The sequence below is a fragment of the Tenacibaculum sp. Bg11-29 genome (assembly GCF_002836595.1).
GTDB lineage: Bacteria > Bacteroidota > Bacteroidia > Flavobacteriales > Flavobacteriaceae > Polaribacter.
This window is the reverse complement of the sequence record NZ_PJBB01000003.1, coordinates 3,149,037-3,163,697: the sequence shown is the minus strand read 5'-3', so window position 1 is coordinate 3,163,697 and position 14,661 is coordinate 3,149,037. Positions and strand designations below refer to the sequence as shown.

The 14,661-nt window shown below is 28.9% G+C and carries 12 protein-coding genes; 10 read left to right on the top strand and 2 right to left on the bottom strand.

Annotated features, from left to right (window positions below; translation table 11 throughout):
- Positions 1-25 precede the first annotated feature (25 nt).
- Positions 26-919, top strand: coding sequence for an ABC transporter ATP-binding protein (locus tag CXF68_RS14405; RefSeq protein WP_101045828.1), 894 nt, complete (start codon positions 26-28; stop codon positions 917-919).
- Complete coding sequence (locus CXF68_RS14400) at positions 919-4,221, top strand: M1 family aminopeptidase (RefSeq protein ID WP_101045826.1); 3,303 nt, start codon at positions 919-921, stop codon at positions 4,219-4,221. Before CXF68_RS14405 ends, CXF68_RS14400 begins: the two co-directional genes overlap by 1 nt.
- A 113-nt stretch (positions 4,222-4,334) precedes the next feature.
- On the opposite strand, the gene CXF68_RS14395 is transcribed toward CXF68_RS14400, so the two are convergent.
- Together CXF68_RS14395 and CXF68_RS14390 are read right to left on the bottom strand one after the other, a co-directional pair.
- Positions 4,335-5,036 (bottom strand): LytTR family DNA-binding domain-containing protein, encoded by a 702-nt coding sequence (locus CXF68_RS14395; protein WP_101045824.1) that lies wholly within the window; start codon positions 5,034-5,036, stop codon positions 4,335-4,337.
- Positions 5,029-6,159 (bottom strand): sensor histidine kinase, encoded by a 1,131-nt coding sequence (locus CXF68_RS14390; RefSeq protein WP_101045822.1) that lies wholly within the window; start codon positions 6,157-6,159, stop codon positions 5,029-5,031. Before CXF68_RS14390 ends, CXF68_RS14395 begins: the two co-directional genes overlap by 8 nt.
- A gap of 215 nt (positions 6,160-6,374) precedes the next feature.
- On the opposite strand from CXF68_RS14390, the gene CXF68_RS14385 reads away from it, so the two are divergent.
- The 8 genes from CXF68_RS14385 (at position 6,375) to CXF68_RS14355 (ending at position 14,657) form a co-directional block, all read left to right on the top strand.
- Positions 6,375-7,262, top strand: coding sequence for an ABC transporter ATP-binding protein (locus CXF68_RS14385; RefSeq protein WP_101045820.1), 888 nt, complete (start codon positions 6,375-6,377; stop codon positions 7,260-7,262).
- Between the two features lie 3 nt (positions 7,263-7,265).
- Entirely contained in the window at positions 7,266-10,826 is a 3,561-nt protein-coding gene (locus tag CXF68_RS14380; protein WP_101045818.1) for a M1 family aminopeptidase, read from the top strand.
- 203 nt (positions 10,827-11,029) lie between these two features.
- Positions 11,030-12,157, top strand: coding sequence for a methionine aminotransferase (locus CXF68_RS14375; RefSeq protein WP_101045816.1), 1,128 nt, complete (start codon positions 11,030-11,032; stop codon positions 12,155-12,157).
- A 131-nt stretch (positions 12,158-12,288) separates the two neighbouring features.
- Positions 12,289-12,429 carry a hypothetical protein gene (locus tag CXF68_RS20880; RefSeq protein WP_198553826.1) on the top strand — a complete coding sequence of 47 codons (141 nt, stop codon included), beginning with the start codon at positions 12,289-12,291 and terminating at the stop codon, positions 12,427-12,429.
- A gap of 195 nt (positions 12,430-12,624) precedes the next feature.
- On the top strand, positions 12,625-13,029 hold the full coding sequence (locus CXF68_RS14370) for a MerC domain-containing protein (RefSeq protein WP_101045814.1): 405 nt from the start codon (positions 12,625-12,627) through the stop codon (positions 13,027-13,029).
- Positions 13,019-13,684: a GTP cyclohydrolase I FolE gene (gene folE, locus CXF68_RS14365; protein ID WP_101045813.1), complete on the top strand. Its 666-nt coding sequence runs from the start codon at positions 13,019-13,021 to the stop codon at positions 13,682-13,684. The genes CXF68_RS14370 and folE overlap by 11 nt, the downstream gene beginning before the upstream one ends.
- Positions 13,685-13,686: 2 nt before the next feature.
- Positions 13,687-14,160, top strand: a complete 474-nt coding sequence (locus tag CXF68_RS14360; RefSeq protein WP_101045811.1) for a hypothetical protein — start codon at positions 13,687-13,689, stop codon at positions 14,158-14,160.
- Positions 14,160-14,657, top strand: a complete 498-nt coding sequence (locus tag CXF68_RS14355) for a hypothetical protein (protein ID WP_101045809.1) — start codon at positions 14,160-14,162, stop codon at positions 14,655-14,657. The genes CXF68_RS14360 and CXF68_RS14355 overlap by 1 nt, the downstream gene beginning before the upstream one ends.
- The last annotated feature ends 4 nt before the right edge of the window (positions 14,658-14,661 follow it).

Below are 14,661 nucleotides of genomic sequence, written 5' to 3'. Positions count from 1 at the left end.
TGTGTGAATCAATTAAAACAAAAACATGGAACTTATAATTAACAATCTCTCTAAAACGTATGCCAATGGTGTTAAGGCGTTACAAAATATTTCTTTAGAAATACCAAAAGGTATGTTTGGTTTATTGGGGCCAAACGGTGCCGGAAAATCTACTTTAATGCGCACCATTGCTACTTTACAAGAAGCAGATAAAGGAACTATTACATTAGGTAATTTAGATGTTTTAAAGCAACAAAATGAGATTCGAAAAGTATTAGGGTATTTGCCACAACAATTTGGATTGTACCCTAAAATATCTGCCGAAGTGTTGTTAAATCATTTTGCCGCTTTAAAAGGAATTACAAACAAACCTACCCGCAAAGAACTGGTAAAATCATTGTTACATAAAACCAATTTATACGATGTAAGAAAACAAAATTTAAATGGTTATTCTGGCGGAATGAAACAACGTTTTGGTATTGCGCAAGCATTATTAAACAATCCAAAATTATTGATTGTTGATGAGCCTACTGCCGGTTTAGACCCTGTAGAAAGAAATCGGTTTTATAATTTATTAAGTGAACTAGGTGAAAACACCATTGTTATTTTATCTACACATATTGTAGAAGATGTAAAAGAATTATGCACCAATATGGCGATTATAAACCAAGGACAAGTATTATTAAAAGGTAATCCACTAAAAATAATAGAAAACCTCGAAGGGAGAGTATATGAAAAAACGATTACAAAGCCTGAATTAGAAAGCTATAAAAACAACTATCAAGTAATTAGTGAGCGGTTGTTTTTAGGAAAACCTATTATTCATATTCTTAGTGATACAAACCCAGGAAATGGATTCTCACCAATTAATGCCGATTTAGAGGATGTGTATTTCTCTCAAATATTTGGTAATACTACGAACCTTAAATCAATTATATAATGATGTGGTATACTATATTTAAGTTTGAAATTCAGTATCGAATTAAACGAGCAGACACCTACGTATTTTTCTTATTTCTATTTTTATTTTCGATAGTTGGTGTTGATTTTATTTTTCAAGGAGTTGAAATAGGAGCTATCAAAAAAAACTCACCATTTGTAATTGCTAAAACAATGGCAGCAATTACCGCTATTTTTATGGTATTAGCGTCTATGATTATGGGAGTTTCGGTATTAAGAGATTTTCAGTATCAAATAGAATCGCTCATATTTATAAACCCAATTAAAAAGAGGGATTATTTATTGGGGAGGTTTTTAGGATCTTTTGTGGTATTATTATTTGTGTTTAGTGGGCTTTTTTTAGGTATGATTGTAGGCGAATTTATGCCTTGGCAAGATGCTGAATCTTATTTAAGTTTTAATCCATTTACATACCTGTATACATTTATAACGATAACGATACCTACCTTATTTTTTGGCGCTTGTTTGTTTTTTGTAAGTGGTGCATTAACTAAAAAACTGGTGGTTGTATACACGCAAGGTGTATTTATATTTGTTATTTTTTTATTGACTAAATCGATCGAAAATCAATTTTGGAAAGGAATTTTTGATCCTTTTTCATTAACAACACTAACTACTGTAACAGAATCTTGGTCAATCGTTGAAAAAAGTACACAAATGATTCCTTTTTCTAGTGCTTTAGCTTATAGTAAGTTGTTTTGGTTTGTATTAAGTGTGCTTATTTTATTTTTTGGGTATAAAAAATTCAATTTTAGTGTTGTTTCAAACAAACGATTTAAAGGGAAGGGGCAAAAAAACATTAATTTAGAAACGAACAATGCTACTAAAATTGAAATTCCTAAAGTAAAAATACAAGAAGGATTCTTTTTTAAATTGTCGCAGCTAAAACAGTTTTCATGGTTTTACTTTGTAAATATATGTAAACAGCCTTCGTTTTTAGCAATTGTAATTTGTGGTGCGTTTATTATACTAATAAATTCGGTGAGTTTAGGTACTGTTTATGATGTTGATAGTTACCCAATAACTTACTTTATTGTAGAAGAACTACAAGAAACATCTATCTTTTTCTTTATTATAATTATTCTTTTTTATTCAGGAGAACTTGTTTGGAGAGAGCGTACTGCTAAATTGAACCTTATTTATGATGCAACCGCCATGTCAAGCTTTGTAAACTTGCTAAGCAAGTACGTTGCTCTTATTTTAATTTGTATTGTTTTAATGCTATCTTTAATTATTTCGGGTATTATTTTTCAAACAGTAAGTGGCTATTACAATTATGAGCTTCAAGTATATTTTTATGGCTTCTTTTTAGAAATATTACCTTTTCTTGCCTTGTATGCACTCGTAACTTTTTTCATTCAATCGCTTGTTAATAATAAATTTATTGGAATTTTATTCAGCTTAGTATTCTTTATCGTTTCCATTACATTGGGCGCATTGGGGTTTAACCATCCGTTGAGTAATTTTGGAGGAAACTCTTTGGGAATTTATTCTGATATGAATGGTTACGGACACTTTTTAAAACCATATTTACTAATTAAAACCTATTGGTTGCTCTTCGGAATATTCTTAATCATACTAGCATCACTTTTTATAGTACGAGGAACGGAAACATCTTTTATAAAAAGAGTAAAAGCTAGTAAAAATCGCATGAGTAAATCGCTCTTAAAATTTACGGTTTTCATTATAATATCTTTTACGGTTGTAGGGAGTTATATTTTTTACAACACCAATGTTTTAAATAAGTATTGGACAGCCTCTGAAACAACAAATTTTAGAGTTGGTTATGAAAAAAAATTAAAGAAGTTTGAATATTTGCCACAGCCTAAAATTGTAAGTATTAATTTAAATGTGGAATTGTATCCTTCTAAAAGAAATTACACAGCCGAAGGTTTTTATATACTTAAAAACACCACTAATACTCCGATTAACGAAGTACATATTCAAAAATTAATAGAAGACAATGTAATTATTGACTATCTTAATTTTGAAGGAGGCGCAACTACAAACACGCAATACAGTACCTATAATTATGTAATTCATAAGTTAAAGAGTCCTTTACAACCGGGAGCAGTAGTTAAAATGAATTTTAAGCAGTCGTTTACATCTACAGGTTTTACAGGAACAAACTCAAATTCTAATATTGTTGAAAACGGAACTTTTTTCAATAACGAAAATCTTCCAACATTGGGATATACTAAAAAGTATGAACTTCAAGATAAAAAAGAACGTATCGTATACCAATTACCTAAAAGAGCAAACAAAGCATTAATAAATGATGCAAACGAGCTATTAAACTCAAGAACAGGAGGCGATTCTGACGGGATTAATTTTGAAATGATCATTGGAACCGAAATAGACCAAACGGCTATTGCTCCAGGTAAAATTTTAAAGGAATGGAAAGCAAATAACCGTAACTATTTTCATTATAAAGTAAATGAGAAAATAATGAATTTTTACGCAATTGTTTCTGCAAGATATGAGGTTAAAAAAGACATTTGGATAGCTAAATATGAGACAACAAAGCAACCGGTTGAATTAGAAATATATCACCATAAAACACATCAGTATAACTTAGATAGAATGATGCAAGCGATGAAAGTTTCTTTTGATTATTATAGTACTAATTTTAGTGAATATCAATACGAACAAATGCGTATTATGGAGTTTCCTCGTTATGCCGAGTTTGCACAATCGTTTCCTGGTACTGTTCCTTTTTCTGAAGCTATCGGGTTTGTGTTAGATATTGACGATAAAAAAGATGTAGACATGGCTTTTTATGTTACCGCTCACGAATTAGCGCATCAATGGTTTGGTATGCAAGTAGCAGCTGCAAATGTTAAAGGAAAAAATTTAATTCTAGAAACACTGTCGCAATACGCAGCATTAATGGTGTTAAAACAAAAATATTCTGATGAAAAAGTACAACAATTTTTAAAAATTCAGCAAGATAAATATAGTAAAGGGAAACAAAGAGAAATAGGGCAGGAGCCATCTTTAGCCTTGGTAGAGAATCAAGATTATATTTATTATGCGAAAGGTGCTATTGCTATGTATAAATTGCAACAAACAATTGGAGAAAACAACGTAAATTTAGCCTTAAAACAATTTCTTAAAGATTGGAACAGTATAAATGGCTCGTTAAAATTAAGTACGAATAGATACGCAACAAGTAAAGATTTACTTACTTATTTTAGAGCGATTACTCCAAGTAATTTACAACATGTAATCACAGAACTTTTTGAATCTGTAAATGAAATTAGCATAGACGAAGCGAAATAGACAAAAAAGTGCATTAAAAAAGGTATTGTAGTTCACAATACCTTTTTTTACACTTAAAACGAATAGTATTTTGAATATTGATGCCATTTTATAAACTAAAATTGGAATCGCTATTAATTTCCGTACAGCTTATTAATACTACTTTTATATGTTTGCCCAATAGGAATTTTATGTATATCTATTAAAATTCTATTTCCTTCAATAAATTTAATTTTATCAATAGCAACTATAAACGATTTATGGACTCTTAAAAAATTTGAAGCGTTTAATATTTCTTCATAATGAGATATTTTTTCATGACTTACAATCATTTCATCTTTTAAAAATAACTTGGTGTAATTACCATAAGCTTCAATATATAGCAAGTCTTTTAAATTAATTTGATGGTGCTTTTTATCTCCTTTAACAAAAAAACGAGTACTATCTACAATATTTGCAACTTCTTTTATAATTGTTTTTGTGTTTTGACTTTCCGATACTTTATTTACTGCTTTTACCAATCTATCAAAACTAAAAGGCTTTAAAATATAATCAGTTACATTAAGTTCAAATCCTTCTAAAGCATGTTCTTTATATGCCGTAGTAATAATAGTTTTTGGTGGTTTTGATAATGTTTTTAAAAAATCTAATCCTTTTAATTTAGGCATATTAATATCTAAAAACATAAAATCTACCGTATTCTCATTCAAAAACTGCATCGCTTCTATCGCATTATAACAGTTTTTTTGTAATTGTACATATGGCAACATACTGCAAAACTCTTCAATAATTTCATGCGCTAAAGGCTCATCATCAATAATTATATACTTAAGCATATTTTAAAATTTTTAGCGTTGTTTTATAAGTTGTATTGGTTTTGTTAATAGTAAATATATGTTTCTCTTTATATAGTAAAGAAAGCCTTCTTTTTAGGTTTGTAAGTCCAATACCATTAGTTTCTTGTATTTCATTTGGATCGAAATTATTTTCAATATCAAAACAAATAAAATCAGCGTTTTCTGATAAATTAATATGAATATAAGCATCCGTTGTTAGTGTTTCAATACCATGTTTAAAAGCATTTTCTAAAAGAATAATATACAATAACGGCGCTACAGATAAATCACTATTAATGTTATGATTAAAAGTAATATCTACTGATTTTTTATACCTTATTTTATGTAATTCAATGTAATTTTTTAGGTACGTTATTTCATCATCAAGTTTTACCGTTTCCTTTTCACCTTCATAAATAGTGTACCGCATCATATCTGATAATTTTAAAATAACTTCTGGTGCTTGTTCAGAGTTTTTAATAGTTAAGGCATATAAATTATTTAGTGTATTAAAGAAAAAATGAGGGTTTATTTGAGTTCGTAATAAAGATAATTCTGCTTGTGCTTTTTCAGCTTTTAAATTCTCTAACCATTTCCATTGCTCGAACACCCACAGCGCGAAAAAGATAGGAATAGGTACAAAAAAGATCGCAAAAGGTATTTCGTCTTTAATTTTTAAATATGCCTCTAAATCACCTGAAAACAAGCGTAGATATAGAAAGTATATAAAGAGAGGTGCATAAAATAATACAATTAACTTCCAGTATCTTTTAACAAATAATGGCATTAGTAAATATGCAAATCCTACCCAAAACCCCATTAATAAAATAAATGTAATCGGATTATCAGGCATTTTCATTCTAGAATCTATAATTAGCGTACCAATAAAAAGAATAATCAGTATTATAAGTTTATATATAATCTTTCTTTTTTTCTTTATATACGAAAACTTATAAATAGGAAGTGAAATAAGAAGCCACCAGAAAGTAAAAACAAAAAATATTTCTATTGGTGCATCATCAGGTATAAGAAGAAACTTATAATAATGCATTAACACAATTGCTGTTAAAACAATTATAAATCCTAGTCCGAAGGCTTTATATTTTTTTAAAAAGTGTACCATAATTCAAAAATACTCATGTTATAGAGTACTAACAAGTAAATTGATAGACACTACTATAATTAACACCAACAGCTACATTTTATTGATAAACTCAATTAATAACAACTTTACCCCTGTATAACTCTAAAACATTGCGCTAAGTCATATTTATTAGTCCTTCTTTTTATTCGAGTATAAGTTTGCTGTACTTACAAATAATTAAAAGCCGAATAATTATGAACACATTACTAATTAATGATTTAACAAAAACCTACTCGAACGGTGTAAAAGCTTTAGATGGAATTAATTTAAAAATCACAAACGGAATGTTTGGATTGTTAGGTGCTAATGGCGCAGGAAAATCTTCTTTAATGCGTACCATTTCTTCATTGCAAGAACCATCTTCTGGAAGTATTACTTTTAATGATATAGATGTTATTAAACAACCACATGAAATAAGAAAAGAGTTAGGGTATTTACCGCAAGAGTTTGGAGTATATCCTAAAATATCTGCTGAAAAATTATTAAATCACTTGGCTGTGTTAAAAGGAATAGTAGATAATAAAAAACGAAAAGAACAAGTAACCGCCTTATTACAACAGGTTAATTTATATCAGCACAGAAAAAAAGCAGTGTACACATTCTCTGGAGGTATGCGCCAACGATTCGGAATTGCACAAGCATTATTAGCGAATCCTAAATTAATAATTGTTGATGAACCAACCGCTGGATTGGATCCGGAAGAAAGCAATCGTTTTTTAAATTTATTAAGTGAAATAGGGGAAAACGTAATTGTTATTTTATCTACCCATATTGTTGAAGATGTTCGTGATTTATGCCCTAAGATGGCAATTTTATCTAATGGGAAAATTATTTCAGAAGGAAGTCCAAAAGAGTTAGTCGCTACTATTGAAGGGAAAATTTGGACAAAAATTATTCCTAAAAAAGACATTGCTATTTATAAGAAATCTTTTGATGTTATTTCTACAAAATTAGTCGCTGGAGAAACTCAAATTAGAGTGTTGTCTGCCATAAAACCAGAAATTGGTTTTGAATTAATTGTTCCTAATTTAGAAGATTTTTATTTCGCAACATTGTTTAATCAAGCTACTAAAACTGTATAAATTATGTTTAAAAAATTATTACAATTCGAAGTTTTTTATCAATTTAAGCAACGAGCCTTTCCAATATTTGCAATCTTATTTTTGGCTTTAGGAGTATTTGTAGGAAGGCAAGGTTTTGCGCCAAAAGGCATTAATTTTAATGCTATATATCAAGTATATTTTCATACAAGTATATTTACCTTAGGTAGCGTGTTTATTATTATGTTTTTTGCTATTAGCGCAGTACTTAGAGATAAACAACACAATATGGAAAGTTTAATTTATAGCTCATCTATTAAAAAAAGTCACTTTTTTTGGAGTCGTTTTTTAGGTACATTTATATTTAGTGTTTTAGCATTTTCTCCTTTTTTAGTTGGATATATTTTTGGGAATTATTTTTCTGATTTAGATCCAGAAAGGTTAGCCGACTTTCAATTAATAACTTACCTACAACCGTGGTTATATATCGTATTGCCAAATGTATTTATTTGCGCTACCATTGTATTTTCTGTAAGTATTTTAACAAAAAACAGTATTGCAACCTATGCAAGTGCTGTATTTATTTACATGTTATACTTTATAAGTGCTATTTTTTTAAACTCACCATTATTAGCACAATCTGTTCCTGCTTCACCAGAAAGCATGGCAATAGCAGCAGTGGCAGATTCTTTTGGTGTTGCTGCTTTTTTTGAGCAAACTCAATATTGGACACCTTTTCAAAAAAACACTCAATTACTCTCTTTTTCAGGCTTGTTTTTATTGAACAGACTTGTATGGATTTTGATTTCTATAGGAATTTTATTTGCTACCTATCGAGTATTCTCATTTCGTAAAACTATCAAAAAAATAAAGAAAGTACCAAAACAAAAAATAGCTAAAATTAAAACACGAATATATAAACCAGTAGTTGCCTTACATAACTTTAAAGCACAACAATTGGCATTTTATGCACTGCTAAAGTTAGAATTGAAAAATATTTTTAAGAGTTTACCTTTTATTGTAGTGTTAATTATGTGGTTGCTTATTGTATTTTCTGAATTGTTTTCGACTGTAATTGGTGGTGGTGAATATGGTGTTAGCACTTATCCTTTTACCAATCAATTAATTGATTTATTCTTAGATCAGTTAACTCTCTTTAGTCTGATACTCATCATTTTTTATAGTGCTGAGATTGTTTGGAGAGAACGCGATTTAAATTTCAATATTATTATAGATGCAACACCTGTAAAAAATAGTGTCTTCTTTCTATCAAAATTTACAGCATTATTAGCATTGCCTATAATTTTAATTACAACAGGTATTATAATGTGCATGGTATTTCAAGTAAGTTTAAACTACACGAATTTTGAATTTAGCTTATATGCTTCTTTATATTATCATTATGGTATGCAATTGCTTGTATTTTGTATGATTTCCTTTTTTATAAACAGTTTAGCAAAAAGTAAATATATAGGAATGGGTGTTTTTGGATTCATTGTATTATTAAGCTTAAAATCGGGCATGCTTGGTTTAGAACATCCATTAACAAGCCTTGGTTTTTTACCAAGAATAAAATTTAATAATATGGATGGTTTTAATGGTGTTTCAAACCTATTTAATCATTTAGTAATATATTGGTTAGCCTTAGGTTTACTACTAACTGTTTTATCCTTTAAAATTTGGAATAGGGGGCTAGTTGCTAGTTTTTCTATTAAACTTAAGCAATTGGTTTTAAACTTTACTAGCGCCCAAAAATATACTACATTAATACTAGTTGTATTGCTTTTAAGCGCAGGTAGTTTTGTTTATTACAATACAAACATTATTTCTAAGTATGAAACAACGAATGATCAATTAGATTTTAGTGAAAACTATGAACGAAAATTTAAAAAATTTGATAGCATAGATCGATTATATCCAATTTCTAAAAAGACAAGAGTAGATTTTTATCCATCAAAACGAATGTATACTGTGTCTGCTGATTATGTATTAAAAAATAAAAGCAAACAACCATTATCTGAATTATTTATAACAGAAAGAGTTTCATTACAAAATATTACGATAGAAAATGCACAATTAGTAATGCACGACACCGTATACGGAACATATTTATTTAAGTATAATACACCATTACAACCAAATGATTCATTAAAATATACCTTTAAATTAAAGAAAGAAGTAAAAGGTTATGAAACAGATAGATCAATTGTAAATAATGGTACGTACATAAATCGTTTTGGAAATTTTGCCCCAATTTTAGGATATACTATGGGTTTAGAAATTACCAATAGGTCTGAACGAAAAAGAAGAAATTTACCGAAACGAATTGAAGAAGATAATTCTGAAGCTCATATTTTATTGGAAGATGTAAAACATGAAAAAATAAAGTTTGAAACTGTTATATCAACATCTAATGATCAAATAGCTATTAGTTCAGGTGAACTATTAAAAGAATGGTCTAAAAATAACCGGAATTATTATCACTATAAATCTAAGAATAAAATTTTACCAGAAGTCGGTTATTTTTCAGCAAAATACAGCACAAAAAAAATAAATTATAAAGGAATTTCAATTGAACAATATTACGATGCTAATCACAATTTTAATATTAAAGACATCGAAAACAGTGTAAAACAAACATTAGATTATTGCCAAGAAAATTTTGGTAAATATAATTTTAACCATGTAAGAATTGCAGAGGTGCCTGCACATTGGCCATTTGGAGGCTTTGCACATCCCGGTGTTATAAGTATGGTAGAAGATCGATTGTATTTAACAAATGTAAGTGATGATGAAACGTTTAATGTGGTTGCAAAAAGAGTGGTTCATGAAGTAGCGCATCAATGGTGGGGACATACTTTATCTGCCAAACCTGTTGCGGGAGGTTCTTTATTAGTTGAAGGTTTTGCAAAATATACAGAAGCTGTTATACTAGAAAAAATGTACGGAAAAAGAGTGCTGTATACCTTAACTGAAAATGCAAGAAATAGATATTTTAGAGGTAGATCTTTTGCAAGCTCTGTTGAACAACCGGTTTATAAAGTAGACGGACAAAGTTACATTGCTTATGGTAAAGCGCTTACTGTTATGTTGGGATTAAGAGATTTAATTGGGGAGAATCAGGTAAATAAGGTAATGAAAACAATAACTACTAAATACAGATCAATTAATAAGTTAGCTGTAACTTCTGTTGAGTTATTAGACGAATTTTATAAAATAACACCAGTAAAACAACATACATTAATTAATGATTGGTTTAAAAAATTAATTACGTACGATTTAGGAATAACGGAAAGTTCTTTTAAGAAATTAGCAAACGGAACCTATGAAATTACAGCAAAAGTAAAAGCAAAACGTTTTGAAACATTGGCGAACGGAGAAATAAAAGAAATATCAATACATGAATCTATTAAAATAGGCGTTTTCACAAAACATCCATCTACTGTAAAAGCTACGGATTCAATTTTATATTATAACTCAAATAAGCTTACGAAGGAGCTTACAGAGCTAAAGATAATTGTAAAGGAGAAACCTAGCTATATTGCTATTGATCCTTACGGAACAAGATTGGATGAAAATTTAGTTGATAATTTGATGGAATTATAAAAGGTACTTTAGTAAATTAAATCTATAAAAAAGACTTAGATAGTAACTATAGCGAGCATCAAATATCTTTAGATGCTCGCTATTTTTTATGCTTATAAATAAAGCGTTTCTAGATAAATGAAGCGTTGATACTAAATATAATAAGTATACACATTTGTTTATTACAACCAATATAGTATTTTCGTACAAACTGATTTTTAACAATGTCAAAGTTACCAAACACAACTGCTAGTATATTTTCTGTAATGTCGCAATTAGCACAAAAACACAATGCGATTAATTTATCACAAGGATTTCCTAATTTCCCTGTAGATGAGCGATTACTTCAAATTTCAAATCGTTTATTAACAACAAATGTTCATCAATATACACCCATGGCAGGGTTGCCTTCATTATTAGAAAAAATAGCCTCATTAACTCAAAAAAACTACCAACGAAAAGTAAATACTTCATCTGAAATATTAATTACAGCGGGTGCAACACAAGGTATTTATACTACGATTAACACTTTTATTACTTATAACGATGAAGTAATAATTTTAGACCCAAGCTACGATAGCTATGAGCCTTCTGTTTTAGTAGCAGGAGGAAAGCCAGTACGTGTTTCTTTAAATGATGATTATTCACCCAATTTTAACCGAATAGAAGCAGTAATAACATCAAAAACCAAACTTATAATTATTAATAATCCGCATAACCCTACTGGTAAAATTTGGAAAGAAGAAGAGTTTCAAGCTTTAGAAACGATCTTAGATAAGCACTCAAATATCTTATTATTAAGTGATGAAGTTTATGAATATATATCGTTTAAACATCCTCATATTTCTATAAATAGCCGACCTAAATTAATTGATAAAACAATTATAGCTTCTTCTTTTGGTAAATCATTGCATGTTACTGGTTGGAAAGTTGGTTATTTAATTGCTCCAGAAAGATTAATGAATGAAATTAAAAAGGTGCATCAATTTTTAGTTTTTAGTATTAATAGTTTTTCACAACATGCTATTTCTGAGTATTTAGATATTGTTGATTTTAGTAAAATAGCAACAATGTACGAACGTAAAAGAGCTTTGTTTCAAGATATTCTTAAAAACAGTCGATTTGAGTTATTACAGTCTGAAGGAACCTATTTTCAAATTGCAAGTTATAAAGAAATTAGTGCTAAAAGCGATACTGAATTTGCTAAAGATTTAATTACAAAACACAATGTTGCTGCAATTCCTATATCCGTTTTTTATAAAGATGCAACCGATAAACAAATGCTTCGTTTTTGTTTTGCCAAAACTGATGAAACTTTAATTGCTGCGGCTGAAAAATTAACTAAAATATAAAATGTTCTTGTAGCATAACATTCCGTATAAAATTGAGGTATTCACTTTAATTCTCTGTCAATTACGGAATACCATAACTATTTATTTGCTAAACAAAATATATTTATCGTACTATTTAAAATCAAATAATTATGATAGAAATTGAAGCAATTAAACCAGGGCCAAAGCCTAAGAAAAAAGATGGTACTCTTGATAAAAGAAGAAGAGATAACAAGGATACTCCAGGTAATAAACCTTCGTTAAAACCTAGTAAATCAACTACTAATGAGTAATCTACTCTAAAGCCTTCTTAAATTTATTATTTAGGAATGTATGGTAAACATTCCTAAATAATAAATGCTTTACGTTTTATTATAATTTCATGAAACGTTATGTTTCATACCAGTCTTATTAAATAAATTGCAACAAAGTTGCATTAGTGAATATTTTAATTAATTTTGCAACTTAGTTGTATTAATAAAGTTATAATGATATTCACAAACCAAAAATCAGATAATTTAGGAGTTCTAACAAGCACACTATGTTTAATACATTGTATTGCTACTCCTTTTATATTTATAGTACAAAGCTGCTCAATAACTTGTTGCGATAGCGCACCTACTTGGTGGAGATTTATAGACTATTTTTTTTTAGTAATCTCAGTAATAGCCATTTATTATTCAACACAAACAACTACTATTAAGTGGATGAAACCATCGTTGTGGCTAAGTTGGTCTCTTTTATTTTTAATCATAGTAAACGAAAAAGTTGCATGGGTATCTTTACATGAAAGCTTTATCTATTTTCCTGCGCTCTCATTGATAATCTTACATCAATACAATAAAAAATATTGTAAATGTAACGTAACAAAATGCTGTACAAATGAACAATAAAGAAGAAATTGAAATAATAGGGGATGATCATTATTCAAAAAGTATTAAAACCCCATTACGTCCAGACGCGTTTGATAAATCTAATGATGAAAAGATTAAAAATATACAACATCATTTTAAGATGATAATGCATGAAATGGGCTTAGATCTAACAGATGATAGCTTATCAGGTACTCCATATCGAGTAGCAAAAATGTATGTTAAAGAATTGTTTTATGGATTAAACCCTGCTAACAAGCCTAAACTGTCAACATTTCAAAATAAATATGGGTACAAAAAAATGTTAGTTGAACAGAATATTACCATTGATTCTGCTTGCGAACATCATTTTTTACCAATAACAGGATTTGCTCATGTAGCATACGTTCCTAAAGACAAAGTTATTGGACTATCAAAAATTAATCGATTGGTCGATTATTATGCACGTCGCCCACAGGTACAGGAAAGGTTAGTGCTACAAATTTTAAACGATTTACAGGATGTTTTAGATACAAAAGATGTTATCGTCTCTGTAACAGCCAAACATCTTTGTGTTTCTTCTAGAGGCATAAAAGATCAAAGCAGCTTTACGACAACTTTAGAATATGGAGGATGCTTCTCAGAAACAGCAACTCGTAATGAATTTTTAAAAATAATAACGCAACAAAAATTATAAAAATGATATTAAAAAAAGAAGTATTAAACGCACAAGAAAAATGGGGAGGAGGAGTTGTAAAAATTGGTTCTTTAAAGGATAAAACAACAGAATGTGAATCTTTTACGAATGAGTTTCTTAAAAATTTATATTCTTTTGATTATGGACCAGTTCTATTTAAGCCTACTAAGTGTGAAATAGAACAATTTAGACCTACCCAACCAAAAGCTTTGTCATATTTTATTGCAGGCGAAAATAGGGCTTGTGATGAAGATAAAGGATTTGCGCTTCAACCTTGGACAAAAGTAAGGTTTGAAAATTCAAATCTCATCTTAGAAGAAAACCGAGCAATCGCTATGGGTAATTACTATTTTACCGATTTAAGTGGTAATGAAGCAAAAGTTGAATATACATTTGGCTATAAACTAATTGCTGGAGAATTAAAAATAGATTTACATCATTCTTCATTTCCTTACACTATAAATAACGTTGTCTAATGCAAAAACACCTTTATTTTTTGTGTCCTACCGATTGTTTAGAATCTGTTATTAACAATACTTTTAAGCATGAAAATTATTTTTATACCTCGCTTGGAAATTCTTTTGCGGCTGAAAATAAAACAATTGAGTCGCTAAGCGAAGTAATTACAGCGCATAATATTAAAGAAATATCTTTTGTGTTATCTAATAACAATCATATTATTAATGATGCATTGGGCGCGCAAGATTTTTTAAGGATAAAAGGACTAACTAGATTATACCGTCAAATTAAAAAACAAAAAGAACATTCAGATATGTTATGGAAAACAGACTATAATCAGTTTATTATTCTTTCTTATTATTTAAATAAAAAAATAAATGAGTTACAATTACAGTTAACAAATTTATCAAAAAGGCATATTAAAATAGGAGGGAAGATATACAATCAGCATACCAATTCATTTACGAATATATATGCTGATTTAATTTGTTTACAAAAACATCATTTAAATTAAATAC

Coding starts and splice junctions, on each gene's coding strand:
- CXF68_RS14355 (WP_101045809.1), top strand. CDS start 14,160: ATGCAAAAACACCTTTATTTTTTGTGTCCTACCGATTGTTTAGAATCT.
- CXF68_RS14370 (WP_101045814.1), top strand. CDS start 12,625: ATGATATTCACAAACCAAAAATCAGATAATTTAGGAGTTCTAACAAGC.
- CXF68_RS20880 (WP_198553826.1), top strand. CDS start 12,289: ATGATAGAAATTGAAGCAATTAAACCAGGGCCAAAGCCTAAGAAAAAA.
- CXF68_RS14395 (WP_101045824.1), bottom strand. CDS start 5,036: ATGCTTAAGTATATAATTATTGATGATGAGCCTTTAGCGCATGAAATT.
- CXF68_RS14385 (WP_101045820.1), top strand. CDS start 6,375: ATGAACACATTACTAATTAATGATTTAACAAAAACCTACTCGAACGGT.
- CXF68_RS14360 (WP_101045811.1), top strand. CDS start 13,687: ATGATATTAAAAAAAGAAGTATTAAACGCACAAGAAAAATGGGGAGGA.
- folE (WP_101045813.1), top strand. CDS start 13,019: ATGAACAATAAAGAAGAAATTGAAATAATAGGGGATGATCATTATTCA.
- CXF68_RS14400 (WP_101045826.1), top strand. CDS start 919: ATGATGTGGTATACTATATTTAAGTTTGAAATTCAGTATCGAATTAAA.
- CXF68_RS14380 (WP_101045818.1), top strand. CDS start 7,266: ATGTTTAAAAAATTATTACAATTCGAAGTTTTTTATCAATTTAAGCAA.
- CXF68_RS14405 (WP_101045828.1), top strand. CDS start 26: ATGGAACTTATAATTAACAATCTCTCTAAAACGTATGCCAATGGTGTT.
- CXF68_RS14390 (WP_101045822.1), bottom strand. CDS start 6,159: ATGGTACACTTTTTAAAAAAATATAAAGCCTTCGGACTAGGATTTATA.
- CXF68_RS14375 (WP_101045816.1), top strand. CDS start 11,030: ATGTCAAAGTTACCAAACACAACTGCTAGTATATTTTCTGTAATGTCG.